The sequence below is a fragment of the Marinomonas sp. NPDC078689 genome (assembly GCF_044542435.1).
GTDB lineage: Bacteria > Pseudomonadota > Gammaproteobacteria > Pseudomonadales > Marinomonadaceae > Marinomonas > Marinomonas arenicola.
The window spans coordinates 205,067-231,091 of record NZ_JBITUJ010000002.1 but is presented as its reverse complement, the minus strand read 5'-3'; the positions used below and the strand labels follow the sequence as shown (position 1 = coordinate 231,091).

The window sequence follows — 26,025 nt, the reverse complement described above, 5'->3', positions numbered from 1 at the left end:
TTTTATTCCTACATTATTCAGGCACTTCTTTGTAATCGGCACCACTTTCGGGAAGCGGTTGGCCATCAAGAAGCGCTTTACCATTATTGACAGTTAATCTGCCTTCACTAAACCACTTTACCGCCAGCGGATAGATCACATGCTCAAGCTTATGAATCTTTTCTGCTAATGAATCGGCGGTGTCTGTCGCTTCTATTTGGGTTCTAGCTTGCACGATAACCGAACCGGCATCAAGCTCAGCACTGACAAAGTGCACAGAGACTCCATGTTCTTTATCATTCGCATCGATGGCGCGTTGATGCGTATCTAGCCCTTTATATTTCGGCAACAAAGAAGGGTGAATGTTGAGCATTCGGCCTTCGTAGTGACGGGTAAAGGAATCGGTTAAGATTCTCATGAAGCCAGCTAGAACAACGAGTTTAGGCTGGTATTGATCAATCACTTCTTGCAGTGACTGGTCAAATTCCTCTCGACTGCCAAAGCTTTTATGATCCAAAACATGAGTCGGTATGCCTGCTTTACGGGCTCTTTCTAAGCCAAAAGCATCGGCTTTGTTGCTCACTACAGCGCTGATCGTAATGTCGAGCTTGCCTTGCAAGCTTTGATCAATCAAAGCTTGCAAGTTGCTACCGCTGCCAGAGATTAAGACAACGATGGGAAAACTCATGCATTGGCCTCAAGGTCGGAAATCAGTACTTCTTTTCCGCCATTGCGCTCGCAAATGTCACCGATGATCCAAGCGTTTTCGCCTTCTGCTTTTAAGATGGCTAAGGCTTGTTCTGCTTTGTCAGCGTCAATAGCAAGCACCATACCAACGCCACAGTTTAGGACGCGGTACATTTCTTCTTGCTCAACGTTACCTTGTTCTTGTAACCAATCGAACACGGCAGGGCGTTTCCAGCTGCTTGCATCAATGCGAGCGGCGGCGCTTTCTGGCAATACGCGTGGAATGTTTTCAAGCAAACCACCACCGGTAATGTGAGACAGCGCATTAACAGAAACGGATTCCATTAATTTCAGAATGGATTTCACATAAATGCGAGTAGGTTCCATTAGGGCGTCTTTTAGTGCTACACCGTCGATGTCTAGATTTAGATCGGCTTTGCTGACTTCAAGAATCTTACGGATCAAAGAGTAACCGTTTGAATGAGGGCCAGAAGAACCTAATGCAATTAAAGTGTCGCCAGCTTTTACATTGCTGCCATCAATAATGCCTTCTTCTTCAACAACGCCGACACAAAAACCCGCTAGGTCGTAGTCGCCATCGTGGTACATACCAGGCATTTCAGCGGTTTCGCCACCCACAAGGGCACAACCAGACTGAAGACAGCCTTCGCCAATGCCAGTGACCACATTGGCTGCCACGTCTATGTCTAGCTTACCCGTTGCGTAGTAATCTAAGAAAAGAAGTGGTTCTGCTCCAGCGACGATAAGGTCATTAACACACATCGCCACTAGGTCAATACCAATAGTGTCGTGTTTGTTAAGGTCCATAGCCAAGCGCAGCTTGGTGCCTACACCATCTGTGCCGGAAACAAGAATGGGGTTTTTGTATTTGGTTGGAAGACGAGTTAATGCGCCAAACCCACCCAATCCACCCATTACTTCAGGGCGACGAGTTTTTTTACTGACGCCTTTAATGCGCTCAACAAGTTGGTTGCCTGCGTTGATATCAACGCCCGCGTCTTTATAACTAATCGATGTTTTATCCGACTTGGTCATTGCCTATGCCTTATCATGGTACGAGGAAAAAAATGCATTTTAGCATAGTGACGCATTAGGGCTATGGTTCTTTGGTATTAAGACAGTAGAATAAGCAAATAAACGAAGGAAGGGTTATGAATTTTCGTATATTAATAGTTTTATTCAGTGTTTTTTTTGTGTCATTCGCCAATGCGGTTCCGGTTAAGCACCTTTATCGGGCTGAAATAAAATTGCCGGTGACCGATTCGGAAGCGCAAATGCTTAATGAAGCCTTTGCGCAAGCGGTTGAACAAGTGTTGGTTCGAGTGTCGGGGGACAAGGCGGCGATCACTGGCGACTTGTTAAAGCAGGCGCAGTCAGAGGCGCCGACTTGGGTTGCTCAGCATTCGGTTGTCGCATTAAGTCAATTGTTGCCTGTTGATGGTCAATTGGTCGCAGGAAAGCAAGTGACCGTGGTGTTTTATGCCGAATCCATTGATCGCTTTCTGTCGCAACACAATTTGCCTGTCTGGGGAGAAGATCGTCCGTCTGTATTAGTGTGGGCGGTGAGTGAAGACAGCGGTGTGCGTCAATTATCAGGTGCAAACGCACCGTCCGATCTGCTTAATAATCTGGCGTCGTCGGCGGCCATGTATGGCGTGCCTATTTACGCGCCCTTAATTGATTCGGTTGATAAGAATGCCATTTCATCGGCCGATGTATGGGGCTTTTTTGAAGGCAGTATAAGCAAAGCCAGTAAACGTTATCAAACAGACGCGGTGGCGGCCATTCGGGTGGCAGATTACGCGGGCAGTTTGAGTGGCAGCTTGCTGGTGCTATTAAGTGACGGCAGTTCTCAGCGCTTTACGTTGAGCGGCGATAATTTGTCGGCACTAACAGACCAAGCCAGCGCGGCGATGGCCAAAGTGTTTTCCACTCGTTATGCCGCGGTTCGAAACAACCAAGCGGAGAGTCGTATGACTGTCCAGGTGTCTGGGATCAACAGTTATAGTGCGTTAAACACAGTGCAAACCTACCTTGAAAGAGTCGGTGTGGTGAGAGATGTGTCCGTTGTGGGCGCTAAAGATGACGTGGTGCTCTTCTCGATCGCGATCAATGGCAGCAAGCAAAAGCTCATCAACAGCATCTCGTTAAACAGTGTGTTGCAGGTAACGAATCCGCCGCCAGTGGCTGTGTTGCCACCAGTGTCAGACACAGAGGCCAGTGCGCCGTCTGATGGCGAAACACCTGCAGTGATTGCACAACCTGTCGTCAGCACGCCAGAACCCGCTGCGGACGAATATTTTAAATACAATGGAGTTCAATAGTGACAGATGTAAATGAAGGCACAGTACAAACCGTCGACTTTTTTGCCCGTCCTGCCGATGAGCAGCAAGATTTTTTGCGTCAGACTTGGTGTAATGAGTGCATGGAAATGGACCTTGGGATGACCAACCCTGTGGAATACCAAGACAAGGATAAGGTTTGGATTGAAGGGGAGTGCGTTAAGTGTTCCGCCAAAGTAGTGACCGAGATAGTAGAAGAAGACGAGTAGTCTTTTTAGGGTAATGTAAAACAAAAAAAAGCCGCGCTAGAAATAGCGCGGCTTTTTTATGCAAACTCAGTCGTCATTAACTACTTGTCAGTAGGGTAATCTCTTTCTGTTTTACCGACATACAGCTGACGAGGGCGGCCAATTTTGTAAGGGCTGCTGATCATTTCGTTCCAGTGAGAAATCCAGCCGATAGTACGAGACATGGCGAAAATCACCGTGAACATACTGGTTGGAATGCCAATGGCTTTCATGATGATACCTGAGTAGAAGTCTACGTTCGGGTAAAGCTTACGCTCTACGAAGTAAGGGTCTTCTAGGGCGATTTGCTCAAGACGCTTGGCAATTTTTAGCAATGGGTCATTTGACATGCCCAGTTCTGCTAATACTTGGTCACACGTTTCACGCATTACTTTGGCGCGAGGGTCAAAGTTTTTATAAACACGATGACCGAAGCCCATTAGACGGAATGGGTCGTTTTTGTCTTTCGCTTTTGCGATGAATTCGTCGATGTTTTCAACATCGCCAATTTCTTCAAGCATAGACAATACTGCTTCGTTGGCACCGCCGTGAGCAGGTCCCCAAAGCGTTGCAATGCCAGCGGCGATACAAGCGAATGGGTTAGCGCCAGAAGAACCGGCTAGGCGTACCGTAGAGGTCGATGCGTTTTGTTCATGGTCAGCGTGTAGGATGAAAATTCGATCCATGGCTTTCGCAAAAACAGGGTTAACAACATACTCTTCACAAGGTGTTGCAAACATCATGTACAAGAAGTTTTCTGCGTAAGATAAGTCGTTACGTGGGTACATAACTGGCTGATCTTTAGAGTATTTAAAACAAATAGCCGCCAGAGTTGGCATTTTCGAAATTAAACGAAAAGCCGCAATCTCACGGTGTTTTGGATTGCTAATGTCCATGTGGTCTTGGTAGAAAGCAGACAATGCACCTACTAGTCCGCACATGATCGCCATCGGGTGGGCATCGTTACGGAAGCCTTCGATAAACTTGTGCATAGATTGGTTCACCATAGTGTGATTACCAACCGTTCTTTCGAACTCTTCTTTTTGAGCTTTGTCTGGTAGCTCTCCATATAAAAGAAGGTAGCAGGTTTCTAAATAGTCAGAATGTTCTGCTAATTGTGCAATAGGGTAACCGCGGTGAAGCAAGATGCCTGCCTCGCCGTCGATATAAGTAATGGCAGATTCACATGAGCCTGTGGACATAAAGCCAGGGTCATAAGTGAAGATACCGTTTGAGCCTAGCGAGCGTACGTCAATAACGTCTGTGCCTAGCGTACCGGAAAGAACAGGTAATTCGATGGTTTTATCGATCCCATCTACTGTAAGTTGAGCTTTTTTATCGGCCATTTATGGTCTCCTTCATATTCTGATCCGAGGCTAAGAAGTGACAGAATTATGCGCTTAGCCCAGAAGGTGGGCAAAAAGTACTGTCTACGCACTATAAAAGTCAATCTTATGCATTTGCAAACTACTTGCATATTTGGTCTTTTGTTTGTAATTATCTGACAAAACGGGTGGTTTTCCTGTGGTTGAAAAATACGCTCTATGCATCTAACTTGTTGAAAAATAAGAGGTATTTGTCAAAAAAAACGGGTTTATTTTTTGTAATTTAATACCATTATTGTTTTAGCTTATGGTTACATTCAGCTTGTGAATGATGACCATTGAAAACCCTTACTCTTGTCTATTTGTCTTAGTAAATTTTGCTGGTCTATAATTGCGGCTCCGATGATTTCATTGATTTGCCGACGTATTGAGATAAAGAGTAGTTGCTTTACCAAAACTCGTTTGCAAATCGATGGGATTTTCAAAGCAGGCCTATGATGCAGTAGCACTTTATAACAATGAGTGTGTATCTGCATATAGATATTGGGTCGTGATTGACCATTCAATCGATAAAATGGTGTAAAGAGTCGTGAGTAAAAAAAGACCAGTCAACCTTGATATTTCAACAATATCGCAGCCCGTAACAGCAATAGTATCAATTCTCCATCGTGCAACAGGAATCATTCTTTTCGTAGGTTTGATCTTCTTGTTTTATGCATTTGATGTCTCTTTAGAGTCTCAAGAAGGTTTTGATCACGTTGTTGATATGCTTCAAAACAACTTCCTAGCGAAGTTCATTATTTGGGGTGTTGTCTCCGCTTTGATGTACCACTTCGTAGCAGGTATTAAACACTTGTTTATGGATCTTGGTTATTTTGAAGAATTAGAAAGTGGGCGCCAAGCTGCCATCGCTAATCTAGTGATCGCTGCCGTCCTAATCGTTTTAGCAGGGGTGTGGATATGGTAACTCAAATCACAAGTTTCGGCCGTTCTGGTCTTTATGATTGGATGATGCAGCGTATTTCTGCTGTCGTTTTGTCCTTGTACACGGTTTTTATTATCGGTTACTTGTTGTTGCACCCTGATCTAACATTTGATCAGTGGAGTGCGTTATTCGAGACCACTTGGGTACGTATCTTTAGTTTAATGATGCTGCTGTCCATTGGTATGCACTCTTGGATTGGTTTGTGGTCTGTGTCAACTGACTACATTAAACCAACCGGTATTCGTTTCTTTTTTCAAGCGCTATGCGGTCTACTGATGTTTGTTTACATCGTATGGGGCATTCAGGTTCTTTGGGGGCTTTAAGTAATGGCAAATATTCGTACTATTTCTTTTGATGCCATTGTAATTGGTGGCGGTGGTGCTGGTATGCGCGCCGCATTGCAATTGACAGAATCCGGTTTAGACACGGCGTGTGTAACGAAAGTATTCCCAACGCGTTCACACACAGTTTCTGCACAAGGTGGTATTACCTGTGCAATCGCAAGTGAAGATCCAAATGATGATTGGCGCTGGCACATGTATGACACCGTAAAAGGGTCAGACTACATCGGTGACCAAGAAGCAATCGAGTACATGTGTTCTGTTGGTCCACAAGCGGTATTTGAGCTTGAGCACATGGGTCTGCCTTTCTCTCGTAAAGAGAATGGTCGTATTTACCAACGTCCTTTTGGTGGCCAATCAAAAGATTTCGGTAAAGGCGGACAAGCGGCACGTACTTGTGCTGCAGCTGACCGTACTGGTCACGCTTTGCTACACACGCTTTACCAAGCAAACTTGAAAGGCGGTACTACTTTCCTAAATGAGTGGTACGCAACTGACCTTGTGAAAAACAGTGAAGGCGCCGTTGTTGGTGTTATCGCAATCTGTATTGAATCAGGCGAAACGGTTTACCTTAAAGCAAAAGCAACGGTATTGGCGACAGGTGGTGCGGGTCGTATCTTCCAGTCTACAACCAATGCACACATCAACACTGGTGATGGTGTTGGTATGGTGTTGCGCGCTGGTTTCCCTGTTCAAGACATGGAAATGTGGCAGTTCCACCCAACGGGCATTTACGGTGCCGGTACACTTGTGACAGAAGGTTGTCGCGGTGAAGGTGGCTACTTGATCAACAAAGACGGCGAGCGTTTCATGGAACGTTATGCGCCAAACGCGAAAGACCTTGCCGGTCGTGACGTAGTCGCACGTTCTATGATTCTTGAAATCCTAGAAGGTCGTGGCTGTGGTCCAGAAGGCGATCACGTATTGCTTAAACTTGATCACCTAGGTGAAGAAACGTTGAACAAACGTCTTCCTGGTATCCTAGAGTTGTCTCGTACTTTTGCTCACGTAGATCCAGTAAAAGAGCCGATTCCAGTAATTCCTACTTGTCATTACATGATGGGTGGTGTGCCAACTAACATCAGTGGTCAAGCGCTAATGCAAAGCGACTCAGGCGAAGATGTGATCATCGATGGTTTGTATGCATGTGGCGAAATCGCGTGTGTATCTGTCCACGGTGCGAACCGTCTAGGTGGTAACTCACTGCTTGATTTGGTGGTCTTTGGTCGTGCTGTTGGTTTGCATGTTAAGAAGGTGCTAGACGCTGGTTTTGACACGCTTAATGCTAACGACACGGACATTGAAAAAGCCATGGCTCGTTTAAACCGTCTGAATAATTCGACTGGCGGCGAAGATGTTGCTACGGTTCGTGCAGAACTTCAAAAAGTCATGCAGTTGTACTTTGGCGTATTCCGCGAAGGTGCGATGATGCAGAAAGGCTTGAAAGCGCTTGAAGAGATCCGTAAGCGTGTAGAAAACCTAAACCTTAGCGATAAGAGTCAGGCGTTTAACACCGCACGTGTTGAAGCACTTGAGCTTGAGAACTTGTTAGAAGTGGCAGAAGCAACCGCTATTCCAGCAGAATTCCGTAAAGAAAGTCGTGGTGCGCATGCCCGTAATGACTTTACTGAGCGTGATGATGAAAACTGGTTGAAACACTCATTGTTCCATCCTGCGAGCAAAGCAGTTACGAAACGTGACGTAAACTTTGGACCGAAAACGATGGAAGCTTTTCCACCTACAGTTCGTTCATACTAAGGAGTAATTGGAATGTTAGTTAGTATTTATCGTTACAATCCTGAAGTGGACGATGCTCCATACATGAAGGATTACCAGATTGATCTGCCAGAAGGCAAAGATCTGATGGTTCTGGATGTGTTGAACTTGTTGAAAGCTCAAGATCCTAGTATTTCTTACCGCCGTTCATGCCGTGAAGGTGTGTGTGGTTCTGATGGCATGAACATGTCAGGTAAAAATGGTCTGGCTTGTATTACCACGGTTTCAGAAGCTGCGAAGAACGGCAAGCTTGTCTTGCGTCCGCTTCCTGGCTTGCCAGTAATACGCGACCTAGTAGTTGATATGGGACAGTTCTACAAACAGTACGAAAAAATTCGTCCTTTCCTTATCAACGATACGCCAGTACCAGCGATTGAACGTTTGCAAAGTCCTGAAGAGCGTGAAAAGCTTGACGGCCTTTATGAATGTATCTTGTGTGCATGTTGTTCTACGGCGTGTCCATCATTCTGGTGGAACCCTGATAAGTTTGTCGGACCTTCTGGTTTGCTACAGGCTTACCGCTTCTTAGCAGACAGCCGTGACACAGCAACACAAGAGCGCTTAGGCGAATTAGATGACCCGTTCAGTGTTTTCCGTTGCCACGGCATCATGAACTGTGTCAACGTTTGTCCTAAAGGATTAAATCCTACAAAAGCAATTGGTAACATTCGTACCATGCTTTTGCAAAGAGCGACTTAAGTAATAAATGGTTCACTTTATTGTAATAGAGTGAATTATGCTCAGGCGGCTTGAATCTAGTCTTCAATGCCGCCGTTTTTGCATCTTTCGGTGTAGAGAACTGAGTAAAAAGAATTTAAAATTTGTCCTCTGCTTGCAGGGATGTACTTAGAGAAACCATAGCGGTTATTGCTTCGGCAAACAGTGTCACGGAGGTGTGCTGTCGACATGGTTTGGTATGAAATGCAATGGGACAGAAATGGTGACAAATTGACAATAAATCGAGGCTTTAACAGCCTTACGGGCCTGATAAAGTGATCGATCGAACATGATGGATTCATACCGGGACCCCGGTAGCTGGCTCGAACATAAGGGTGATCGAGAATGCACGAAAGTTTAATGGAGTTGCTATGGGGCACCTCTCATTTTTCAGGTGGTAACTTGGAATACGTTGAGGGGTTGTTTGAAAGCTACCTAGTCGATCCGAACTCAGTATCGGAAGAGTGGAGAAAATGTTTTGATCAGTTGCCTCGCGTTAGCGAAGCACAGTCAACAGATCTTCCTCATTCAGTGATTCAACAGCAGTTCTTGGAACTTGGCAAAAACAAGTTTCGCTCAATGCCTGTTTCAACAGGTACAGCAGCCGGTTCTGATCACGAACAAAAACAAATTAATGTTCTTCAATTAATTGACGCTTACCGAGTACGAGGTCATCAGCACGCATCGCTTGATCCATTAGGATTGCAAAAGCGTGAAAAAGTGGCTGATTTAGACATTAGTTATCATCAGTTAACTGGTGCGGACTTTGATACTCAATTTAAAACGGGTTCTTTGTTCTTTAATAAAGACTCAATGAAGTTAAGCGAAATCATCGCTGAACTTGAAAAAACCTACTGCGGAAGCATAGGTTATGAATTCATGCACATTGTTGATACGCAAGAAAAAGCGTGGCTTCAACAGCGTGTAGAATCAGTAAGATCCTGCCCTGAATATTCTAAAGAAACACGTCAAAATCTTCTTGAGCGTTTAACCGCAGCAGAAGGTCTAGAAAAATACCTAGCAAGTCGTTACCCAGGTGCTAAGCGCTTTGGTCTTGAAGGCGGTGAAAGTTTAATTCCTATGGTGAATGAGTTAATTCAACGTTCTGGCGCACTGGGTGCGAAAGAAGTTGTGATTGGCATGGCTCACCGTGGTCGCTTAAACGTCTTGGTTAACACCTTAGGTAAAAGCCCTAAAGACTTGTTTGATGAATTTGAAGGCAAGTTGAAGCTGGTTAAAACATCTGGTGACGTTAAATACCACCAAGGTTTCTCTTCTAATGTGATGACTGCTGGCGGCGAAGTACATATCGCGCTTGCGTTTAACCCGTCTCACTTAGAAATCGTTTCACCTGTTGTTGAAGGTTCCGTTCGCGCTCGTCAAGATCGCCGCAAGGACACAACAGGTAAAGCAGTGGTGCCTATCTCTATCCACGGTGATGCCGCTTTTGCAGGTCAGGGCGTTGTTATGGAGACATTCCAGATGTCTCAGACACGTGGCTACCACACAGGTGGTACGGTTCACATTGTGATCAACAACCAAGTTGGTTTCACGACGAACCGTCAAGACGATTCGCGCTCAACAGAGTACGCAACCGATGTTGCGAAAATGATCCAAGCGCCTATCTTCCATGTAAACGGTGACGATCCAGAAGCGGTATTGTTTATTACTCAGCTGGCATTGGATTACCGTTACGAGTTTGGCCGTGATGTTGTGATTGACATGGTTTGTTACCGTCGTCGTGGTCATAACGAAACAGACGAGCCTTCTGGTACTCAGCCTCTAATGTACAGCGTGATCAGCAAGTTGCCGACGACGCGTACGCTTTATTCAAATCGTTTGATCGCTGAAAATGTGGTTACCGAAGCGGAATCTGCTGGCATGGTAAGCGAAAACCGTGAAGACTTGGATAACGGTCGTCACGTTGCTAAGAGCTTGGTGTTAGAGCCAAAATCTGATTTGTTTGTTGATTGGAAACCTTACTTAGGTGTCGAATGGACAGACGCGGGTGATACCAGCTACCCACTTGCTAAATTGCAAGAAGTGGCTAAGAAGTTGACCGTGATTCCTGATGGTATTGTGGTTCAGCGTCAAGTGCAGAAAATCTACCAAGACCGCGATAAAATGACCGCCGGCGCCTTACCTCTAAACTGGGGTTACGCTGAGACGCTAGCCTTTGCGACCTTGTTAGAGCAGGGCTACCCGCTGCGTATTACCGGTCAGGATTCTGGTCGTGGTACTTTCTCGCATCGTCATGCTGTGATCCATAGTCAAAAAGACGGCAGTACCTTTGTTCCTCTGAAACATGTATCTGAAAGTCAGCCTACTATGGACTTGTACGATTCATACTTGTCAGAAGAAGCGGTATTGGCTTTTGAATATGGCTACTCAACAACAGCGCCAAAAGGGCTTGTTATTTGGGAAGCACAGTTCGGTGATTTTGCTAACGGTGCGCAAGTAGTTATTGACCAATTTATTACCAGTGGTGAGCATAAGTGGGGACGTTTATGCGGCCTAACAATGCTGTTGCCTCATGGTTATGAAGGTCAAGGTCCTGAGCATTCATCCGCAAGATTAGAGCGCTTTTTGCAGTTGTGTGCTGAATACAACATTCAAGTATGTGTTCCTACAACGCCAGCGCAAATCTTCCACATCTTACGCCGTCAAGCGATTCGCCCAATGCGTCGTCCGCTTGTTATTATGTCTCCTAAAAGTTTGCTGCGTCATAAGCAAGCGATCTCAACGTTAGAAGACTTGGCAGAAGGTAGCTTCAAAACGGTATTGCCTGATACATCCGAAACGATGGTTGCAGACAAAGTAAAACGTATTGTCCTATGTAGCGGCAAGATTTATTACGATTTGATCAACCGTCGTACAGAACTTGAAAAAGACGATGTTGTTGTGATTCGCTTGGAGCAATTGTACCCGTTCCCATACGATGACCTAGAGTCAGAGTTAGAGCAGTACAAAAATGTTGAGAGCCTAGTTTGGTGTCAAGAAGAGCCGAAAAACCAAGGTGCTTGGCATGCCAATCGTCACCGTATGAACCGAGTATTGGAAAAACTGTACCCAGAGCTGAAAATTCGTTTCGCAGGCCGTATTTCGTCTGCTGCGCCAGCCGCTGGTTATATGTCTATCCATGTTGAAGAACAAGAAGCGCTGGTTAACGACGCATTAGTTGGCTAGCACCATAGCCTGTCAGAGAGATAAGGGTATCAAATGAGTATCGAAATTAAAGCACCTACTTTTCCAGAATCTGTAGCAGACGGTACCGTCGCTACTTGGTACAAACAACCAGGTGAAGCCTGTGCTCGTGATGAGCATATCGTCGACATCGAAACCGATAAAGTTGTCTTAGAAGTGGTTGCACCGGCTGATGGTGTACTAAAAGACGTACTGAAAGCGGAAGGCGATCTTGTACTAAGTGACGAAGTGTTGGCTATTTTCGAATCTGGCGCAGCGGCTTCTGCTGCACCAGCTGAAAAAGCAGCGGCACCTGCAGCGGCCGCCGCAGCGCCTGCTGCTGCGCAAGAAAGTGTGCAAATTAAAACACCAAGTTTCCCTGAATCTGTTGCCGACGGCACAGTAGCAACTTGGTACAAGCAGCCAGGTGAAGCCTGTGCACGCGATGAGCACATCGTTGATATCGAAACCGATAAAGTGGTTCTAGAAGTGGTTGCGCCTGCAGACGGTGTGATCGGTGAGATTCTAAAACCTGAAGGCGAAACGGTACTAAGCAACGAAATTCTAGCGAATTTCCTAGTAGGCGCTACTGGTGCAGCAGCACCGGTTGCCGCCGCAGCGCCAGCCGCTGCCGCCGCAGAATCTGATGAAGACGGTGTAGCAGGTCCTGCTGCTCGTAAAGCATTGGCTGAAGCAGGTTTGACGACAGCACAAGTAAAAGGCACTGGCAAAGGCGGACGCATCACTAAAGAAGACGTCGATGCAGCAGTGAAAGCGAAACCAGCAGCAGCGCCAGCGGCGAAAGCAGCGGCACCAGCGCCAGTCGCAGCACTAGGAGAAGAAGGTCGCATCGAAAAACGCGTTCCTATGACTCGTCTTCGCGCTACGATTGCTAAGCGTCTTGTTGAAGCGCAACAAACAGCGGCACTATTGACGACTTATAACGAAGTCAACATGGGCCCGATCATGGAACTTCGTAAGAAGTACAAAGATCTGTTCATTAAAACGCACAATGGCACTAAGCTTGGCTTTATGTCTTTCTTCGTGAAAGCCGCGACAGAAGCGCTAAAACGCTTCCCTGCCGTGAACGCCTCTATCGATGGCAACGACATGGTTTACCATGGTTACCAAGATATCGGTGTTGCTGTATCGACTGACCGTGGTCTAATGGTGCCAGTGCTTCGTAACACAGAAGCGATGGGACTTGCTGATATCGAGTCAACTATCATGGACTTCGCACTACGCGGACGTGATGGCAAGCTTGGTATGAATGATATGCAAGGTGGTACTTTCACTATCACTAACGGCGGAACATTCGGTTCTTTGCTATCAACGCCAATCATTAACCCACCACAAACAGCGATCTTGGGCATGCACAAAATCCAAGAGCGTCCAATGGCGGTTAATGGTCAAGTTGTCATCCAACCTATGATGTACCTAGCGCTTTCTTATGACCACCGTATGATCGATGGTAAAGAAGCGGTGCAGTTCTTGGTGACGATTAAAGACCTTCTAGAAGACCCATCTCGTCTGCTACTTGAAATCTAAGCGATTTGCTCAGTATTTGAAGTGTAAGTGGTTGAAATCTAAGTATTCGCACCAATTTTAAAGGTACGAATTGATTTTGCGGCAACCCTTGAGGGTTGTCGCAGTTCGACAAGATAAATGGAAACGCATTATGTCTACTAAATTTGATGTTATTGTTATTGGTGGCGGCCCTGGTGGTTACGTTGCTGCTATCCGTGCGGCTCAATTAGGCCTAAAAACGGCTTGTATCGAAAAGTGGTTAGACAAAGAAGAGAAGCCTCGTTTGGGCGGAACTTGTTTGAACGTGGGTTGTATCCCATCTAAAGCGCTTTTGGATTCTTCACACAAATACCATGATGCTAAAGCGTCTTACGGCGTTCACGGTATTAGCGTTGGCGATGTGGCTATGGATGTAAATACCATGGTTGATCGTAAAGACAAAATTGTTGATCAATTGACAAGCGGCATTGCAGGTCTTTTCAAATCCAATGGTGTTACTAGCCTTGAAGGTTTTGGTAAAGTACTGGCGAACAAAAAAGTTGAATTCACAGCGCATGACGGTACCGTTACTGTTATGGACGCAGAAAACGTGATTTTGGCAACAGGTTCTATTCCGGTTGATATCCCACCTGCACCACAAACGGGTGACATCATCGTTGATAACGTTGGTGCGTTGGAATTCCGTGAAGTACCTAAGCGTCTTGGTGTTATCGGTGCTGGCGTAATCGGTCTAGAGTTGGGTTCTGTATGGGCTCGCCTTGGTTCTGAAGTCGTTGTATTGGAAGCGCAGGATTCTTTCCTAAGCGTTTGTGACCAAGACGTAGCGAAAGAAGCGGCTAAGATCTTCAAAAAACAAGATCTAGACATTCGCCTAGGCGCTCGCGTAACTGGCAGCCAAATCAACGGTGAAGAAGTAGAAGTAACTTACCTTGATGCAAAAGGTGAAGAGCAGAAGCAAACGTTCGACAAATTGATCGTTGCGGTTGGCCGTAAGCCATTCACTCAAGGTTGTTTCTCTGACGATTCTGGCGTCAAGCTAGATGAGCGTGGTTTCGTATTCGTTGATGAGCAATGCCGTACTTCTGTACCTGGCGTATTTGCTATCGGTGATATCGTTCGTGGTCCAATGTTGGCACACAAAGCATCTGAAGAAGGTGTGATGGTGGCAGACATTATTGCTGGTCACAAAGCGCAAATGAACTACGATTGCATTCCTTCTGTTATTTACACTCACCCAGAACTTGCTTGGGTTGGTAAAAACGAACAGGAATTGAAATCAGAAGGCGTTAAATACAAAGTTGGTAAATTCCCATTCGCGGCGTCTGGTCGTGCAATGGCTGCTAACGACACTGACGGTTTTGTTAAAATCATTGCTGATGAAGAAACAGATCGCATCTTGGGTTGCCATATCATTGGTGGCCATGCGGCTGACTTGATCGCACAAGCGGTAATTGCAATGGAATTTGGCTCTACAGCGGAAGACATCGCCTTGACTGTATTTGCTCACCCAACAGTAAGTGAAGCAGTACACGAAGCGGCGTTGGCAGTAGATGGTCATGCCATCCACATTGCAAACCGTAAAAAGCGTTAATAAAAAATTAGATTTGCCGGCCTTGTGCCGGTAATTTCTGTCTTAACAGACAGAGCTTATGTCAATCATTCAGATGAGCGGAAGAATCAAATGAACTTACATGAATATCAGGCTAAACAGCTTTTTGCTGAATACGGTCTGCCAGTATCTAAAGGGTACGCAGTAGACACGCCAGAAGCGGCAGTCGAAGCAGCGAAAACAATTGGCGGTGACAAATGGGTTGTTAAAGCTCAGGTTCATGCTGGCGGTCGCGGTAAAGCAGGTGGTGTAAAACTTGTTGATTCTTATGAAGAAGTTGCAGCATTTACAGAACATTGGTTAGGTAAAAACCTAGTTACTTACCAAACAGACGAAAACGGCCAGCCAGTGGCTAAGATTCTTGTTGAATCTTGCACTGACATTGCTAACGAATTGTACCTTGGTGCTGTTGTTGACCGTTCTACTCGTCGTGTTGTTTTCATGGCGTCTACTGAAGGCGGCGTTGAGATTGAGAAAGTAGCTGAGGAAACGCCTGAGCTAATCCACAAAGCGATCATCGATCCTTTGGTTGGCGCTCAACCTTACCAAGCTCGTGAATTAGCATTTAAATTGGGTCTTAACCCAGCTCAAATCAAACAGTTCACTAAAGTGTTCCTTGGTTTGTCTCAAATGTTCCACGACTACGACTTTGCATTGCTAGAAATCAACCCTCTAGTAATCACTGACGAAGGTAACCTTCATTGCCTAGACGGCAAAATCGGCATCGACAGCAACGCTGTTTACCGTCAGAAGAAAATGCAAGAGTTCCACGATCCATCTCAAGAAGATGAGCGTGAAGCACATGCAGCACAATGGGAACTTAACTATGTTGCTCTAGACGGAAACGTTGGCTGCATGGTAAACGGTGCCGGCCTAGCAATGGGTACAATGGACATCGTTAATCTACACGGTGGCAAGCCAGCTAACTTCCTAGACGTTGGTGGCGGCGCGACAAAAGAACGTGTTGCTGAAGCGTTCAAAATCATCCTTTCTGATGACAATGTTAAAGCCGTTTTGGTTAACATTTTCGGTGGTATCGTTCGTTGTGACATGATCGCTGAAGGTATTATTGGTGCGGTAGAACAAGTAGGCGTTACAGTGCCTGTTGTTGTACGTCTTGAAGGTACGAATGCTGACCTTGGTCGCGAAGTACTAGCGAAATCTGATCTTGATATCATTGCAGCTACAAGTCTTAAAGATGCAGCTATTCAAGTTGTTAAAGCTGCGGAGGGCAAATAATGTCTGTATTAATTAATAAAGATACTAAAGTTATCTGTCAGGGTTTTACTGGCGGACAAGGTACTTTCCATTCTGAGCAAGCGATTGCTTACGGAACAAAAATGGTTGGTGGTGTAACTCCAGGTAAAGGTGGTCAAACTCACCTAGGCCTACCTGTTTTCAATACAGTAAAAGAAGCAGTAGAACAAACTGGCGCTGAAGCGTCTGTTATCTACGTTCCAGCTCCTTTCTGTAAAGATTCTATTCTTGAAGCGGCTAACTCTGGTATCAAACTAATCGTTTGTATCACTGAAGGTATCCCGACTCTTGATATGCTTGACTGTAAAGTTGCGTGTGATTCTCTAGGTGTTCGTCTTATCGGCCCTAACTGCCCAGGCGTAATCACTCCTGGCGAATGTAAAATCGGCATCATGCCTGGCCATATCCACATGCCAGGTAAAGTAGGTATCGTATCTCGTTCTGGTACTTTGACTTACGAAGCGGTTAAGCAAACAACGGACGCTGGTTTCGGTCAGTCTACTTGTGTTGGTATCGGTGGCGACCCAATCCCAGGTACTAACTTCATCGACGTATTGGAAATGTTCCAAAACGATCCTCAGACTGAAGCGATTGTTATGATCGGTGAAATCGGTGGTACTGCTGAAGAAGAAGCGGCTGCTTACATCAAAGCAAACGTGACTAAGCCTGTTGTATCTTACATTGCTGGTGTTACTGCACCTGCTGGTAAGCGTATGGGTCACGCTGGCGCGATCATCTCTGGCGGTAAAGGTACTGCTGATGAGAAATTTGCTGCTCTAGAAGACGCAGGTGTTAAAACTGTACGTTCTCTAGCTGACATCGGTGCTGGCCTTAAAGAACTTACTGGCTGGTAAGTTGCTTGACTAGCTAGATACTCTCTAGTTAGATCGGCTTAGACAACTAGCCTTTAGGCTAATAGTTCTAGACCAACAGCTATAGTAAAATCCCTGCTTCGGCAGGGATTTTTTTTGCTTTTTTATCACCTAAATAGAGCGCTTGGTTTATGATGAATTGCCCTTTTTGTTCAGCGTCAAATTTATGCGACCGAGATGGTGAGTGCTGGTGTTTTGTGGTGGCGGTTCCTGCTTCATTGTTGTCCCTTTTGCCTGAGTCATCTGTTGGCCGTGATTGCATCTGCCAGTCTTGTCTTGAGCGATATAAAAGTGACCCAGATGCGTTTGTTATCGAATACAAAGCCCGTGTTTAAATTTTCTTAAAACAATTAAAAGAGACAGTGGATGAATGATTCAGAAAGCGTCAAATACGATATTACGGTAGTCGGAGGTGGCATCGTTGGTTTATCAACCGCTTGGCAGCTGCAGCAACGTTATCCCATGTATCGGATTTTATTGTTAGAAAAAGAACAGGAAGTGGCGCAGCATCAAACGGGTCATAACTCAGGTGTGATTCATGCGGGTGTGTATTACGCGCCGGGCAGCTTAAAAGCCTCTTTCTGTAAGCAAGGCGCCGCTGCAACCAAAGCTTTTTGCCAACAGCACGGCATTGAATTTGAAGAATGTGGCAAGCTGATTGTCGCCACCAACGCCGCAGAAGAAGAGCGCATGAACGCGCTTTATGCTCGTTGCCAAGAAAATGAACTGGAAGTCTTTCGTCTGGATCGCGATGCCCTGTATCGCCGAGAACCGAATGTAAAAGGGGTGGCCGCCTTATTTGTCCCTGCGACGGGGATTGTCAATTATCGAGAGATTTGCCAAAAATTAGCCGAACTGTTTGTGCAAAAAGGCGGTGAAATCCGTTTTGGCTGCAAGGTTTCCGCGTTGCAAGAAAGCCATGAAAAAGTCTCTATCCATGTTGGCAGTGACTTAATCAATACCCGTTATCTGGTGTGCTGTGCAGGGTTAATGGCCGACAGACTGACGCGTATGTTGAAGATTCCTACTGATTTTCAAATCATTCCGTTTCGTGGTGAATATTATCAATTACCGCGCAAACACAGCCAAATCGTAAACCATCTTATTTACCCGGTTCCTGATCCTGAATTGCCATTTCTAGGCGTGCACTTAACTCGAATGATCGATGGCTCGGTCACAGTAGGACCCAATGCCGTGCAAGGCTGGAAGCGTGAAGGTTATGGCGCGATTAATATTAGCCCACGAGATATTTGGGACATGGTGCGCTTTCCTGGTTTCTGGCGTTTGATCGGACAGAATTGGCAAGTAGGGCTAAAAGAGACCAAAAATTCTTGGTTTAAAGCCGGTTATTTGGCCCAAGTACGAAAGTACTGTGAGCAAATCACATTGGAAGATTTGCAAGATTACCCAGCGGGCATTCGTGCTCAAGCGGTGATGAGCGATGGCAGCCTAGTGCATGATTTTCTGTTTGCGAATAGCCCACGATCTTTGCATGTGTGTAATGCACCGTCTCCTGCTGCGACCAGTGCTTTTCCGATCGGTAACTATATAGTGGACAAGCTGGATGACCTGATGACGACTGTGTAGTTCGCAAGGAATAGGGAATAAATATGACAGGGTTTGCGTGTCGTGGGCGCTTCGAGCTAGAGTGCTGCCTATCGGACAACAGATATTGAGAGCACGAAATGCAGAGAATAAAGAACAGGATGCAGTCAAAAATATGGGTGCGTGGAGTCGTCGCCAGCTTGTTAGTAACACAGTTGAGTGCGTGTGGAACCTTGCTTTATCCAGAGCGAAGAGGGCAGACCACAGGCACGATAGACGTGGGTGTTGCCCTATTGGATGCGGTCGGTTTACTGTTCTTTTTTGTACCTGGCGTGGTCGCGTTTGGCGTGGATTTTGTGACCGGAGGCATTTACCTGCCAGGTGGCCGAGTCGCGACATTAACCCCAGAAGAGAGGCAGCGAGTCACACGAGGCAAAGACGCCATCGATGTGGCCGCCTTTAAGCAGGTATTGGCTGAACGTGATGATTTAGCCTTACCGGCAATAGTGTCATCGGACCGTTTAAAAGCGGTGTCTATGTCGTCACAAGAAGCCATGATGAACGCACTGCATAACATGGCTCCTAATCAACAATTGGCACTCGCCAAGGTCTATCGATAGTCTCTCGTTATTGGCTATTCGCCTCTAAAGCTTGGTACAGTGTTTTGAGTTGCTCTGCGTTGCTTGTGTGGTGATGCAATTGTACCAATCTGGTATTGGACGCAGAGATGTCTGCTATTAACTCAGGGGTTAATGCAGGCTGTTGGCCGTCTATGGCAACAATCAGCTGCGCTTGATACTTGTCGGCCAAGGTCATTAAGTCGCTAGGATAATACACTGTGATGCCATGTACTTGGGTCTTGTTGGTCCAAGGTTCTTCATCAATAAGCGCCACTATGCGAATGTCTTTTGCTTCTTCTTGAAGGTATTTGGCCAATGAGAAGCTAGGGTAATCAATGCCGATGAGAATAATGGGGTAGGTGATTGTCTGACGTTGAAAAATGTTTTTTGCCCATTGGCAGATTCGATTCATTTCGTTTTCTCCAGAAAGATGGGAGAGTTAATGCGCATAGTCTATGTTAAAAGCAGAGAGTATTTGCTTTCTTGCAACGTTAAACGCTTTATTTAAATAAAGGAGACGCGTTATGGATACATCATCTCACACGATTTTAGGCTTATTTGCACAACTAGGTTTAGGTGAAGAGCAAGCGGATGTCGATCAGTTTGTCGACGCCCACGGCGGTTTGCCTAGTACGGTGCAATTAACCGAAGCGAGTTGTTTTAATGATTCTCAAAAGACCTTTCTAAGCCAAGAGTGGTCAAAAGACTCTGAGTGGGCGGCGGCGATTGATGAGTTGAATGCTTTGTTGCGTTAAACCGCGACGATTTTCGTGTAGCGTTGTTTGGGGCGACCGCCAGTTTTGTAGTCCAAGCTCATTTCAACAAGCCCTTGGGCTTCTAAATACTCCAAATAACGCCTCGCGGTAATGCGGCTTAAATGAATCGCATTGCCTATTTCCTCCGCGGTAAATGTGGCTTCTTGCCGTTCTTCTAAGTGCTTGTTCAGCACATCCAATGTTTTCTGATCGATGCCTTTCGGGGTTTTGCGACTCTTGTCCAAATGGGTTTGCTTACGAAATAGGGCATCAATGCTTTGTTGGTCGATCTTGATCGCTTTGGAAAGCTGCTGACGCAACTCGGTATAGTCTGACAACGCTTGTAAGACTCGCGACATGCGAATGGGTTTAACCAGATAATCCATCACGCCCAGTTGAATACTTCTTTCAATGGTGCTGGTTTCGCGTTCGGCTGTGGTCATGATAAAAGCGCCATGAAAACCGTCGCTTTTTAGCGTGCGGATTAAATCGATGCCATTGCCGTCCGGTAATGTGATGTCCACCATCACCAGTTCTGGGGAAAAAGCCTGCGCTTTGATTTTAGCATCAGACAGGCTTTCACACACCGCCACAACCTCAAAATTCGGATGTTGATTAATGGTGTTCTCAAGCACATAGCTGGCGCGAATATCGTCTTCTACTATCATGACAGGAATGATGTTCATTGGGAGAGAGCCTGCTTATCTAAATATACGCTAAATACCGTGGTGTTTGCTTCACTGCGTTCCCAGTCTAAGCTGCCTTGGTATTGATCTACAATCTTCTTCACCAAGTATAACCCGATACCGTGTTGTTCTGAGCTATGTTTGCTGCTGATACCAAAATCTAAAATGCGGTTTTCCAGATCTTTCGCAATGCCTGCCCCTGAGTCTTCTACCTCGATCATGATGTGGGCGCTGCGATCGCTAATATACAGGCTGATTTCAGGCCTGCGTTTTTCTCGGTTGGTCCAAGCGGCCAACAAGGCATTATCAATCAGGTTGCCAACCAGGGTGACCAGACTCTCAGAAGTGTGAGGTGAATAGTCGCTAAGCTGGCAATCGTTATCGACATGAAAGGTGATGTTCGAGTCGATGGCTTTGCTGTATTTGGCCAAGATCAGGCCTGCGATGGCGCTGCTTTCAATGGATTGAATGATTTGGCGCAGTATTTTTTGATAGCCATCGCTTTCTTGTTGCAAGTACTCAATGGCTTCTTTGTAGCGCTCTGCTTGTAGCATGCCAGATAATACATTGAGGCGATTGGAATACTCGTGTGTTTTGGTGCGCAGCAAATCGGCGTAGTTTTTGGTGGTAATCAGCTCTTGCTCAAGGGATTTCTCTTCGTGGTTTGGGTAAAACACGATGACGTAACCAAACTGGTCTTTTTTATGCTGCATTGGGTACAGGTTAGCAATGAAATTGAGCTTCCCTAGGCTGAATGAGCGTTTGCTAATTTGCCCTTTGGCTTCTAATGCAAAGTGCGACAAATGCTGTGAATGCAGACTCAGACATTCCCCTACCACTTGTTGTCTGCTGGGGATGTTTTTGTCCAGCCATTCGACCGCTGTGCTATTGATGGCGGTAATGTGTTGGTGCTCATCAATGGCGACAATGCCATCGCGGATACTGTCCAGCAGAAGCTCTTGCTCCTTGAACTTTTGCACAATTTCTTCGGGTTCTAACGAGAGAAATGTCCGCTTTAACTTGATCAATAAGAAAACCGCAATGACGATGCAAAGCAAATACACAAACCCCACTAACAGTCCGGTTTCTTTAAGGTGGCTGTAAATAAGCGTGCTGGTAGATTGCGACAAATAGCCGATGCTAATCGCGCCAATGATCTCGCCCTGGTGACGAATCGGAATGGAGTTTCGAATCGCTTTACCTAAGGTGCCGGTGGCGACGCAGGTGTTGTCTTTTCCTTCATGCAGGGCAGGTAAGATGTCATCGCCGACAAACGCTTTACCGACTCGTTCAGGGTTAGGGTGACTGAGACGAATGCCTTTTTTGTTCACCACAACAATATAAGAGGCATCGGTTTGAGCGCGCAGGGTCTCAATGTAGTGTTCGATGTCGTTTGAGGTGCCTTGATTGCTTAGCTCAACCGCTTGAATCACCTTCTCATTATGGGCAATGACTCGACCGAGTTCTAAACCCCGTTGAGTAATGCCTTCTAAGTAGGCATTTTGAAGGGAATAGCCCAGCACCAAACCCACTACAATCACAATGAGCGTAACGGTCGATAGGGTAATAAGGGCAAGATAAGACTTAAGCGTCATACGTGCATCAAGGTCAAAATGATTGGGGACGCGATTATACAGCATGAACTAAGAAGAGATAAGAGAAGGGGGCGGATCGCCCCCTTCTTAACGGAGATTACGCCAGTGCTTGCACAACAAGGGTGGCCAGAATCAGCATAAAGGCACCGCCAATACGCGAGGAAATCTGAGCAAAAGGCATCAGCTGCATACGACGGCTCGCCGCCAATACCGCAACATCGCCAGTACCGCCCATGTTCGCCATGCAAAGACCGCCAGTGATCGCCGCTTCGATTGGGTAAAAGCCCATCATCCAGCCGATCAAGCCTGCGCCAATGACCGCACCCAAGACAGTGACAAACACCAACACAAAGTACATAGGTGTTAAGGCCGCTAGGATTTGGTCTAGGTTGGTGTAAGCCACACCGATACCAACCAGCAAAGCAGGTGTCAGATTACCCACCACAAATTTGTACCAAGCGTGAGCAGAGTCTTCGAACGCTTTTGGCATCAAGCCAGAGACCTTAATCAGCGCGATCGAAATGATCATTAATGCATAAGGGTGCATCGGAATGGCCATAGACAGCAGCGTGCCAAAGAAGAACATAGAGATTGCCAAGAGCGCACCAATGGCCAGCATTTTTAGATCAATAGTCGCGTCTTTCTCTTCGCTTTCTACTTCAGCAGCAGCACCACGAATAAGCTCGCCGTTGCCCGTCAAACTTGGCATCACCTGGCCCAGTTTGTTGAGCAAACCTGCCATTACGATGGCGATGGCATTACCAATGGCCAGCGCCGGCACCATTTGAGACATTAAAGTCTGCGCATCCATACCGGTTTTGCCAGACATGATTTGCACCAAAGGCACTGCGCCTGCGCCCATGCCGCCACCCATAATAGGCAAGGCAATGAGCATCACTGAGTCGTAGAAGCTTTTGCCAACCAAGACGCCCACAAGGCCGGTTAATAAGCAGGCAACCGCGGCAGAACCCAAAATAACAGGAATGTATTTTAACGCGGCTTTTTTCAGCGTCTGTGTGCTCATGCCAAAAATCGAGCCGGTGACTAGGCTGGCAACGTAAAAGGCAAGAAAACCACCGCTCTTCATGAAGGTCGTGATTTGGTCGGCGGTTTGGGAAGGAAAGACGCCTTTATGGAAAAGGTAAGAAGAACCAAAGATTACCACGATGGCGCCGCCACCGAAAAATTGGCTGATAATAGGCGTTCTATCGCCAATATAATTTAGGATAAAACCGATAATGGCCATGGCACCTAATGCGCCAATCATGCCACCTGGCATTTTATTTTCAAAAGTAGCGAACAATATAATCGCGGCAGCAATGGCCAAGATAACTTTTTGAGCGCCTTGATTTGGCGCCTGCACAGTATCGTTTGTAATCATGGAGATCTCACTTTCTGTTTGTTTTATTTGTGCGGCGCAGTCTATCAATCTTCTTCTGAAGCGGAAGTCATCGACTTGTTAATGAAACTAAAGAGGCCTTTTGTAACTTTTGAAACGAATGTCTGTCTATTTTTGTGCATTTTTTGGCCTCTAAGAAAGGGCAGAAAAACGTCTTTGGGTGGCTGAATAGGTGGCTGAATGGATAGGGTCTACATGGGGTTTTTATAAAAGAAAAACCCAGCGATGGAAGATCGCTGGGTTTAGGTAGAAAAGCAGAGGGTCATCATTCGCTGACTATGTTAGCTAAATTCCTTGAGCAGATTTCTTTTAGGAACGCGCCTTAAATGGATCGTCAGCGAAAGGACTTGAATTAGTTACGGAGATTGCTGGTGAAGAAATCGACCATCTCAGAGACCATTTTATCCCCCATATCTTGTTTTACCGCGCTGGAGAAGGCTTCGTCAGCACCGACCGACATAATGCTTTTGGCATCAAGGTCGGTTGCCATCTGGCGGTAATAGCCCACGTCTTTAGAAGCGTTTCGAATCGAAAAGCCCAGTTTGCTTGGGTCACCGTCGACCCCATAGGCTTTCACAAAATCCATCATCGCAGAGCGTAATGGTCCTGCTGACATCACATCGTAAAGGTCTTGGCGATCGACCCCGGCTTGATCTGCCATGGCAAAAGCTTCAGCCATGGCGCTGGCGGTGGTCATGCCAAAGAAGTTATTGATCAGTTTGATGGTGTGTCCAGACCCTAATTTACCTAGATGGAAGACGTTTTCGCCCAGGTCTTCAAGCACAGGGCGTACTTTCGCAAACGCATCGGCGTCGCCAGAACACATGATATTTAAGAGACCATCCACGGCTTGAGCTGGGGTTCTGCCTAATGGTGCGTCTAAATACGTGCCGCCTACGGCCGCCACTTCTTCCCCTAATGCTTGGGTTGAAGCAGGCAGAGACGTGCCAAAATCAATGACGATGGTGCCAGGCTTTAAGCCGCTGATTACGCCGTCATCGCCGCGCATTCTCCCTTCAACCGAGTGGGATGTATCCATGCACAGCATCACAATATCACTGGCTTCAGCCACGGCTTTGGCGGTTTTTGCTTCCACCGCACCGGCCGCAACAGCGGCATCGATTCTAGGACGGGAAACATTGCCCATCACGGTCAATGAATAACCCAAAGATTGCAAGCGACCGACCATGGCCGCACCCATTAGGCCTAGGCCAATAAATCCAATTGTTGGTTTTGTCATCTTATGTTCTCCCTATGAAACACATTATTTTTATTCGTAAGTGACGCCATTAGGCGCATGAGCGTCATGCACCTGAAAGAGCGAGTTATTTGCCATGACCTTAATGACAGCAAATGGCCATGTTATTGGCCAAGCTATTGTCGGTCACAGTGCCATCTTGCTAGGTGATAGCGGGTGGATAGCATTCCAGAATTTCCACGCCAGAAGAGGACTCAATGGTGACGCTGTCGATACCGGCTGGGCAGAAAAAGCGATCAAATTGTTTAAGTTGAGTGACTTCATCAGCCACTTGAATACGGCATTCGCCACGAACGACAATGCCAATGTAAAAGTCCTGTTCGGCTTTATTTACCGAGCCTGTGATGGTGGATTTTTTAACGCGGAACTTGTCGGTAACAGCGTCATCAATCAAGCTCTCTTGGTACGATTGATCCGAATACTGACGTGTTATTTTAGGTTGCTGATAAAAGGTGTTAATGGCGTCTTGTACTGACAGCTGAGTGAAGTCAAACACATCCATGCAGAATTCAAGGTCACGTTTCATAAAGCGCGCTTCTTCTGGCATGGTGTAGCCCGCTTTGGAAAATTCAAAGCGTACCGCCCAATCCGAAGGCTCCATAATCTCAACCATCAAAATCCCTTCGCCAATGGCATGAGGCGAGCCGCCTGGAATGTACAAGCAATCGCCGGGCTTTACTGGGATCTTCTCAAAACAGGCTTCCATTGCGCTAATGTCTTGTCTTTCTATCATGTCTTTAAAAGCACGACGCGAAGGCGGATGCTGAAAGCCGACATAGACATAAGGCTCAGTGATGTCTTCGCGAACCTCTAGAATGTAGTAGCCTTCTGCTTTGCCGTGGTGGCTATTGAGGTGCTCGCGGGCAAATTCTGCGGTCGGGTGTGCTTGAAAATGCAGACGCACAGAGGAGTCCAAAAACTTCACCAGCAACATAGGGTTAAGGTCAAAGGCCTTGGTGTGTTGCTCGCCTAAAAAGTAGCTTGGGTCTAGCGCTAACAGGGTGTCGAAACGAATGCTTTCTGCTCCGACCACCGCATGGGACAAACCTTCGACTATGTCTTCTCGGTCTGGGTTTACCGCCTGTGTGGTTGAACCGATCCAGTCTTCAGGGAAGTGGGAATCTTTGGGCTCGGCTTTTTGTTCTAGCTCATCCAGAATTTTGCCGCCAGTGTAGGTGCGCCATACACGGTTGGGGGTGAAACGCACCAGTTTGTTTTTATAATCCATGCTATTTCCTGCTCTTTTTTACATCGACAGTGGGCCTATCAGGGGGTGTTCACTGATACCTTTGGCTGGCTGCTCGATGGTTTAATATTTG

Annotated in this window: 24 protein-coding genes; 15 read left to right on the top strand and 9 right to left on the bottom strand. The window is 46.4% G+C overall.

Annotated features, from left to right (window positions below):
* Positions 1–13 precede the first annotated feature (13 nt).
* Both purN and purM read right to left on the bottom strand, forming a co-directional pair.
* Positions 14–667, bottom strand: a complete 654-nt coding sequence (gene purN, locus ACIGBN_RS04210; RefSeq protein WP_133003127.1) for a phosphoribosylglycinamide formyltransferase — start codon at positions 665–667, stop codon at positions 14–16.
* Positions 664–1,722, bottom strand: coding sequence for a phosphoribosylformylglycinamidine cyclo-ligase (gene purM, locus ACIGBN_RS04205; protein WP_133003128.1), 1,059 nt, complete (start codon positions 1,720–1,722; stop codon positions 664–666). The genes purN and purM overlap by 4 nt, the downstream gene beginning before the upstream one ends.
* 116 nt (positions 1,723–1,838) lie before the next feature.
* On the opposite strand from purM, the gene ACIGBN_RS04200 reads away from it, so the two are divergent.
* Both ACIGBN_RS04200 and ACIGBN_RS04195 read left to right on the top strand, forming a co-directional pair.
* Positions 1,839–3,011 (top strand): DUF2066 domain-containing protein, encoded by a 1,173-nt coding sequence (locus tag ACIGBN_RS04200; RefSeq protein ID WP_396663802.1) that lies wholly within the window; start codon positions 1,839–1,841, stop codon positions 3,009–3,011.
* Positions 3,011–3,238 carry a hypothetical protein gene (locus ACIGBN_RS04195; protein WP_133003130.1) on the top strand — a complete coding sequence of 76 codons (228 nt, stop codon included), beginning with the start codon at positions 3,011–3,013 and terminating at the stop codon, positions 3,236–3,238. Before ACIGBN_RS04200 ends, ACIGBN_RS04195 begins: the two co-directional genes overlap by 1 nt.
* Before the next feature lie 80 nt (positions 3,239–3,318).
* On the opposite strand, the gene gltA is transcribed toward ACIGBN_RS04195, so the two are convergent.
* Complete coding sequence (gene gltA / locus ACIGBN_RS04190) at positions 3,319–4,602, bottom strand: citrate synthase (RefSeq protein ID WP_396663800.1); 1,284 nt, start codon at positions 4,600–4,602, stop codon at positions 3,319–3,321.
* A 568-nt stretch (positions 4,603–5,170) separates the two neighbouring features.
* On the opposite strand from gltA, the gene sdhC reads away from it, so the two are divergent.
* The 12 genes from sdhC to ACIGBN_RS04130 all read left to right on the top strand — a co-directional run bounded on the left by sdhC (position 5,171) and on the right by ACIGBN_RS04130 (position 19,013).
* The gene (sdhC, locus tag ACIGBN_RS04185; protein ID WP_133003132.1) at positions 5,171–5,548 is read left to right on the top strand and encodes a succinate dehydrogenase, cytochrome b556 subunit; all 378 of its coding nucleotides are present in this window, start codon (positions 5,171–5,173) and stop codon (positions 5,546–5,548) included.
* Positions 5,542–5,889, top strand: coding sequence for a succinate dehydrogenase, hydrophobic membrane anchor protein (gene sdhD / locus ACIGBN_RS04180; RefSeq protein WP_133003133.1), 348 nt, complete (start codon positions 5,542–5,544; stop codon positions 5,887–5,889). The genes sdhC and sdhD overlap by 7 nt, the downstream gene beginning before the upstream one ends.
* A gap of 3 nt (positions 5,890–5,892) precedes the next feature.
* A complete protein-coding gene (gene sdhA / locus ACIGBN_RS04175; protein ID WP_133003134.1) occupies positions 5,893–7,665 on the top strand; it encodes a succinate dehydrogenase flavoprotein subunit in 1,773 nt (590 codons plus the stop codon).
* A gap of 12 nt (positions 7,666–7,677) precedes the next feature.
* Positions 7,678–8,382, top strand: coding sequence for a succinate dehydrogenase iron-sulfur subunit (locus ACIGBN_RS04170; protein WP_133003135.1), 705 nt, complete (start codon positions 7,678–7,680; stop codon positions 8,380–8,382).
* A gap of 363 nt (positions 8,383–8,745) precedes the next feature.
* Positions 8,746–11,586 carry a 2-oxoglutarate dehydrogenase E1 component gene (locus ACIGBN_RS04165; protein WP_133003136.1) on the top strand — a complete coding sequence of 947 codons (2,841 nt, stop codon included), beginning with the start codon at positions 8,746–8,748 and terminating at the stop codon, positions 11,584–11,586.
* 33 nt (positions 11,587–11,619) lie between these two features.
* Positions 11,620–13,131, top strand: a complete 1,512-nt coding sequence (gene odhB, locus ACIGBN_RS04160; protein WP_396663796.1) for a 2-oxoglutarate dehydrogenase complex dihydrolipoyllysine-residue succinyltransferase — start codon at positions 11,620–11,622, stop codon at positions 13,129–13,131.
* A gap of 130 nt (positions 13,132–13,261) precedes the next feature.
* Complete coding sequence (gene lpdA / locus ACIGBN_RS04155; protein WP_133003138.1) at positions 13,262–14,701, top strand: dihydrolipoyl dehydrogenase; 1,440 nt, start codon at positions 13,262–13,264, stop codon at positions 14,699–14,701.
* A gap of 90 nt (positions 14,702–14,791) precedes the next feature.
* Positions 14,792–15,958 (top strand): ADP-forming succinate--CoA ligase subunit beta, encoded by a 1,167-nt coding sequence (gene sucC, locus ACIGBN_RS04150; protein ID WP_133003139.1) that lies wholly within the window; start codon positions 14,792–14,794, stop codon positions 15,956–15,958.
* Positions 15,958–16,830, top strand: a complete 873-nt coding sequence (sucD, locus tag ACIGBN_RS04145) for a succinate--CoA ligase subunit alpha (protein WP_133003140.1) — start codon at positions 15,958–15,960, stop codon at positions 16,828–16,830. The genes sucC and sucD overlap by 1 nt, the downstream gene beginning before the upstream one ends.
* Before the next feature lie 149 nt (positions 16,831–16,979).
* Positions 16,980–17,183: a cysteine-rich CWC family protein gene (locus ACIGBN_RS04140; RefSeq protein ID WP_133003141.1), complete on the top strand. Its 204-nt coding sequence runs from the start codon at positions 16,980–16,982 to the stop codon at positions 17,181–17,183.
* A 31-nt stretch (positions 17,184–17,214) separates the two neighbouring features.
* Positions 17,215–18,435 carry an L-2-hydroxyglutarate oxidase gene (gene lhgO, locus ACIGBN_RS04135; RefSeq protein WP_133003142.1) on the top strand — a complete coding sequence of 407 codons (1,221 nt, stop codon included), beginning with the start codon at positions 17,215–17,217 and terminating at the stop codon, positions 18,433–18,435.
* Positions 18,436–18,554: 119 nt separating this feature from the next.
* Positions 18,555–19,013 (top strand): hypothetical protein, encoded by a 459-nt coding sequence (locus tag ACIGBN_RS04130; protein WP_341563859.1) that lies wholly within the window; start codon positions 18,555–18,557, stop codon positions 19,011–19,013.
* A 7-nt stretch (positions 19,014–19,020) separates the two neighbouring features.
* Here ACIGBN_RS04130 and ACIGBN_RS04125 read toward each other — a convergent pair whose 3' ends face one another.
* Positions 19,021–19,425: a nucleoside-diphosphate sugar epimerase/dehydratase gene (locus ACIGBN_RS04125; protein WP_396663792.1), complete on the bottom strand. Its 405-nt coding sequence runs from the start codon at positions 19,423–19,425 to the stop codon at positions 19,021–19,023.
* Between the two features lie 112 nt (positions 19,426–19,537).
* On the opposite strand from ACIGBN_RS04125, the gene ACIGBN_RS04120 reads away from it, so the two are divergent.
* Entirely contained in the window at positions 19,538–19,768 is a 231-nt protein-coding gene (locus ACIGBN_RS04120; RefSeq protein ID WP_133003145.1) for a DUF2789 family protein, read from the top strand.
* Here ACIGBN_RS04120 and ACIGBN_RS04115 read toward each other — a convergent pair.
* The 5 genes from ACIGBN_RS04115 to ACIGBN_RS04095 form a co-directional block, all read right to left on the bottom strand.
* Positions 19,765–20,454, bottom strand: a complete 690-nt coding sequence (locus ACIGBN_RS04115) for a response regulator (RefSeq protein WP_396663790.1) — start codon at positions 20,452–20,454, stop codon at positions 19,765–19,767. The two genes, ACIGBN_RS04120 and ACIGBN_RS04115, sit on opposite strands and share 4 nt — an antisense overlap.
* Positions 20,451–22,049 (bottom strand): ATP-binding protein, encoded by a 1,599-nt coding sequence (locus ACIGBN_RS04110; protein ID WP_396663788.1) that lies wholly within the window; start codon positions 22,047–22,049, stop codon positions 20,451–20,453. The genes ACIGBN_RS04115 and ACIGBN_RS04110 overlap by 4 nt, the downstream gene beginning before the upstream one ends.
* Positions 22,050–22,146: 97 nt before the next feature.
* A complete protein-coding gene (locus ACIGBN_RS04105; RefSeq protein ID WP_133003148.1) occupies positions 22,147–23,430 on the bottom strand; it encodes a 2-hydroxycarboxylate transporter family protein in 1,284 nt (427 codons plus the stop codon).
* A gap of 370 nt (positions 23,431–23,800) precedes the next feature.
* Entirely contained in the window at positions 23,801–24,688 is an 888-nt protein-coding gene (locus tag ACIGBN_RS04100; RefSeq protein WP_133003149.1) for an NAD(P)-dependent oxidoreductase, read from the bottom strand.
* Positions 24,689–24,848: 160 nt separating this feature from the next.
* Entirely contained in the window at positions 24,849–25,934 is a 1,086-nt protein-coding gene (locus ACIGBN_RS04095) for a class I mannose-6-phosphate isomerase (RefSeq protein WP_396663786.1), read from the bottom strand.
* Positions 25,935–26,025 lie beyond the last annotated feature (91 nt).

What these genes read in the sequence shown, in the direction of transcription:
- ACIGBN_RS04200 (WP_396663802.1), top strand. Translation starts at nt 1,839, where the DNA reads ATGAATTTTCGTATATTAATAGTTTTATTCAGTGTTTTTTTTGTGTCA.
- ACIGBN_RS04105 (WP_133003148.1), bottom strand. Translation starts at nt 23,430, where the DNA reads ATGATTACAAACGATACTGTGCAGGCGCCAAATCAAGGCGCTCAAAAA.
- ACIGBN_RS04130 (WP_341563859.1), top strand. Translation starts at nt 18,555, where the DNA reads ATGCAGTCAAAAATATGGGTGCGTGGAGTCGTCGCCAGCTTGTTAGTA.
- odhB (WP_396663796.1), top strand. Translation starts at nt 11,620, where the DNA reads ATGAGTATCGAAATTAAAGCACCTACTTTTCCAGAATCTGTAGCAGAC.
- ACIGBN_RS04170 (WP_133003135.1), top strand. Translation starts at nt 7,678, where the DNA reads ATGTTAGTTAGTATTTATCGTTACAATCCTGAAGTGGACGATGCTCCA.
- ACIGBN_RS04165 (WP_133003136.1), top strand. Translation starts at nt 8,746, where the DNA reads ATGCACGAAAGTTTAATGGAGTTGCTATGGGGCACCTCTCATTTTTCA.
- sdhD (WP_133003133.1), top strand. Translation starts at nt 5,542, where the DNA reads ATGGTAACTCAAATCACAAGTTTCGGCCGTTCTGGTCTTTATGATTGG.
- lhgO (WP_133003142.1), top strand. Translation starts at nt 17,215, where the DNA reads ATGAATGATTCAGAAAGCGTCAAATACGATATTACGGTAGTCGGAGGT.
- sdhA (WP_133003134.1), top strand. Translation starts at nt 5,893, where the DNA reads ATGGCAAATATTCGTACTATTTCTTTTGATGCCATTGTAATTGGTGGC.
- ACIGBN_RS04100 (WP_133003149.1), bottom strand. Translation starts at nt 24,688, where the DNA reads ATGACAAAACCAACAATTGGATTTATTGGCCTAGGCCTAATGGGTGCG.
- ACIGBN_RS04125 (WP_396663792.1), bottom strand. Translation starts at nt 19,425, where the DNA reads ATGAATCGAATCTGCCAATGGGCAAAAAACATTTTTCAACGTCAGACA.
- ACIGBN_RS04110 (WP_396663788.1), bottom strand. Translation starts at nt 22,049, where the DNA reads ATGACGCTTAAGTCTTATCTTGCCCTTATTACCCTATCGACCGTTACG.
- gltA (WP_396663800.1), bottom strand. Translation starts at nt 4,602, where the DNA reads ATGGCCGATAAAAAAGCTCAACTTACAGTAGATGGGATCGATAAAACC.
- ACIGBN_RS04115 (WP_396663790.1), bottom strand. Translation starts at nt 20,454, where the DNA reads ATGAACATCATTCCTGTCATGATAGTAGAAGACGATATTCGCGCCAGC.
- purM (WP_133003128.1), bottom strand. Translation starts at nt 1,722, where the DNA reads ATGACCAAGTCGGATAAAACATCGATTAGTTATAAAGACGCGGGCGTT.
- sucD (WP_133003140.1), top strand. Translation starts at nt 15,958, where the DNA reads ATGTCTGTATTAATTAATAAAGATACTAAAGTTATCTGTCAGGGTTTT.
- ACIGBN_RS04095 (WP_396663786.1), bottom strand. Translation starts at nt 25,934, where the DNA reads ATGGATTATAAAAACAAACTGGTGCGTTTCACCCCCAACCGTGTATGG.
- ACIGBN_RS04120 (WP_133003145.1), top strand. Translation starts at nt 19,538, where the DNA reads ATGGATACATCATCTCACACGATTTTAGGCTTATTTGCACAACTAGGT.
- purN (WP_133003127.1), bottom strand. Translation starts at nt 667, where the DNA reads ATGAGTTTTCCCATCGTTGTCTTAATCTCTGGCAGCGGTAGCAACTTG.
- ACIGBN_RS04140 (WP_133003141.1), top strand. Translation starts at nt 16,980, where the DNA reads ATGATGAATTGCCCTTTTTGTTCAGCGTCAAATTTATGCGACCGAGAT.
- sucC (WP_133003139.1), top strand. Translation starts at nt 14,792, where the DNA reads ATGAACTTACATGAATATCAGGCTAAACAGCTTTTTGCTGAATACGGT.
- lpdA (WP_133003138.1), top strand. Translation starts at nt 13,262, where the DNA reads ATGTCTACTAAATTTGATGTTATTGTTATTGGTGGCGGCCCTGGTGGT.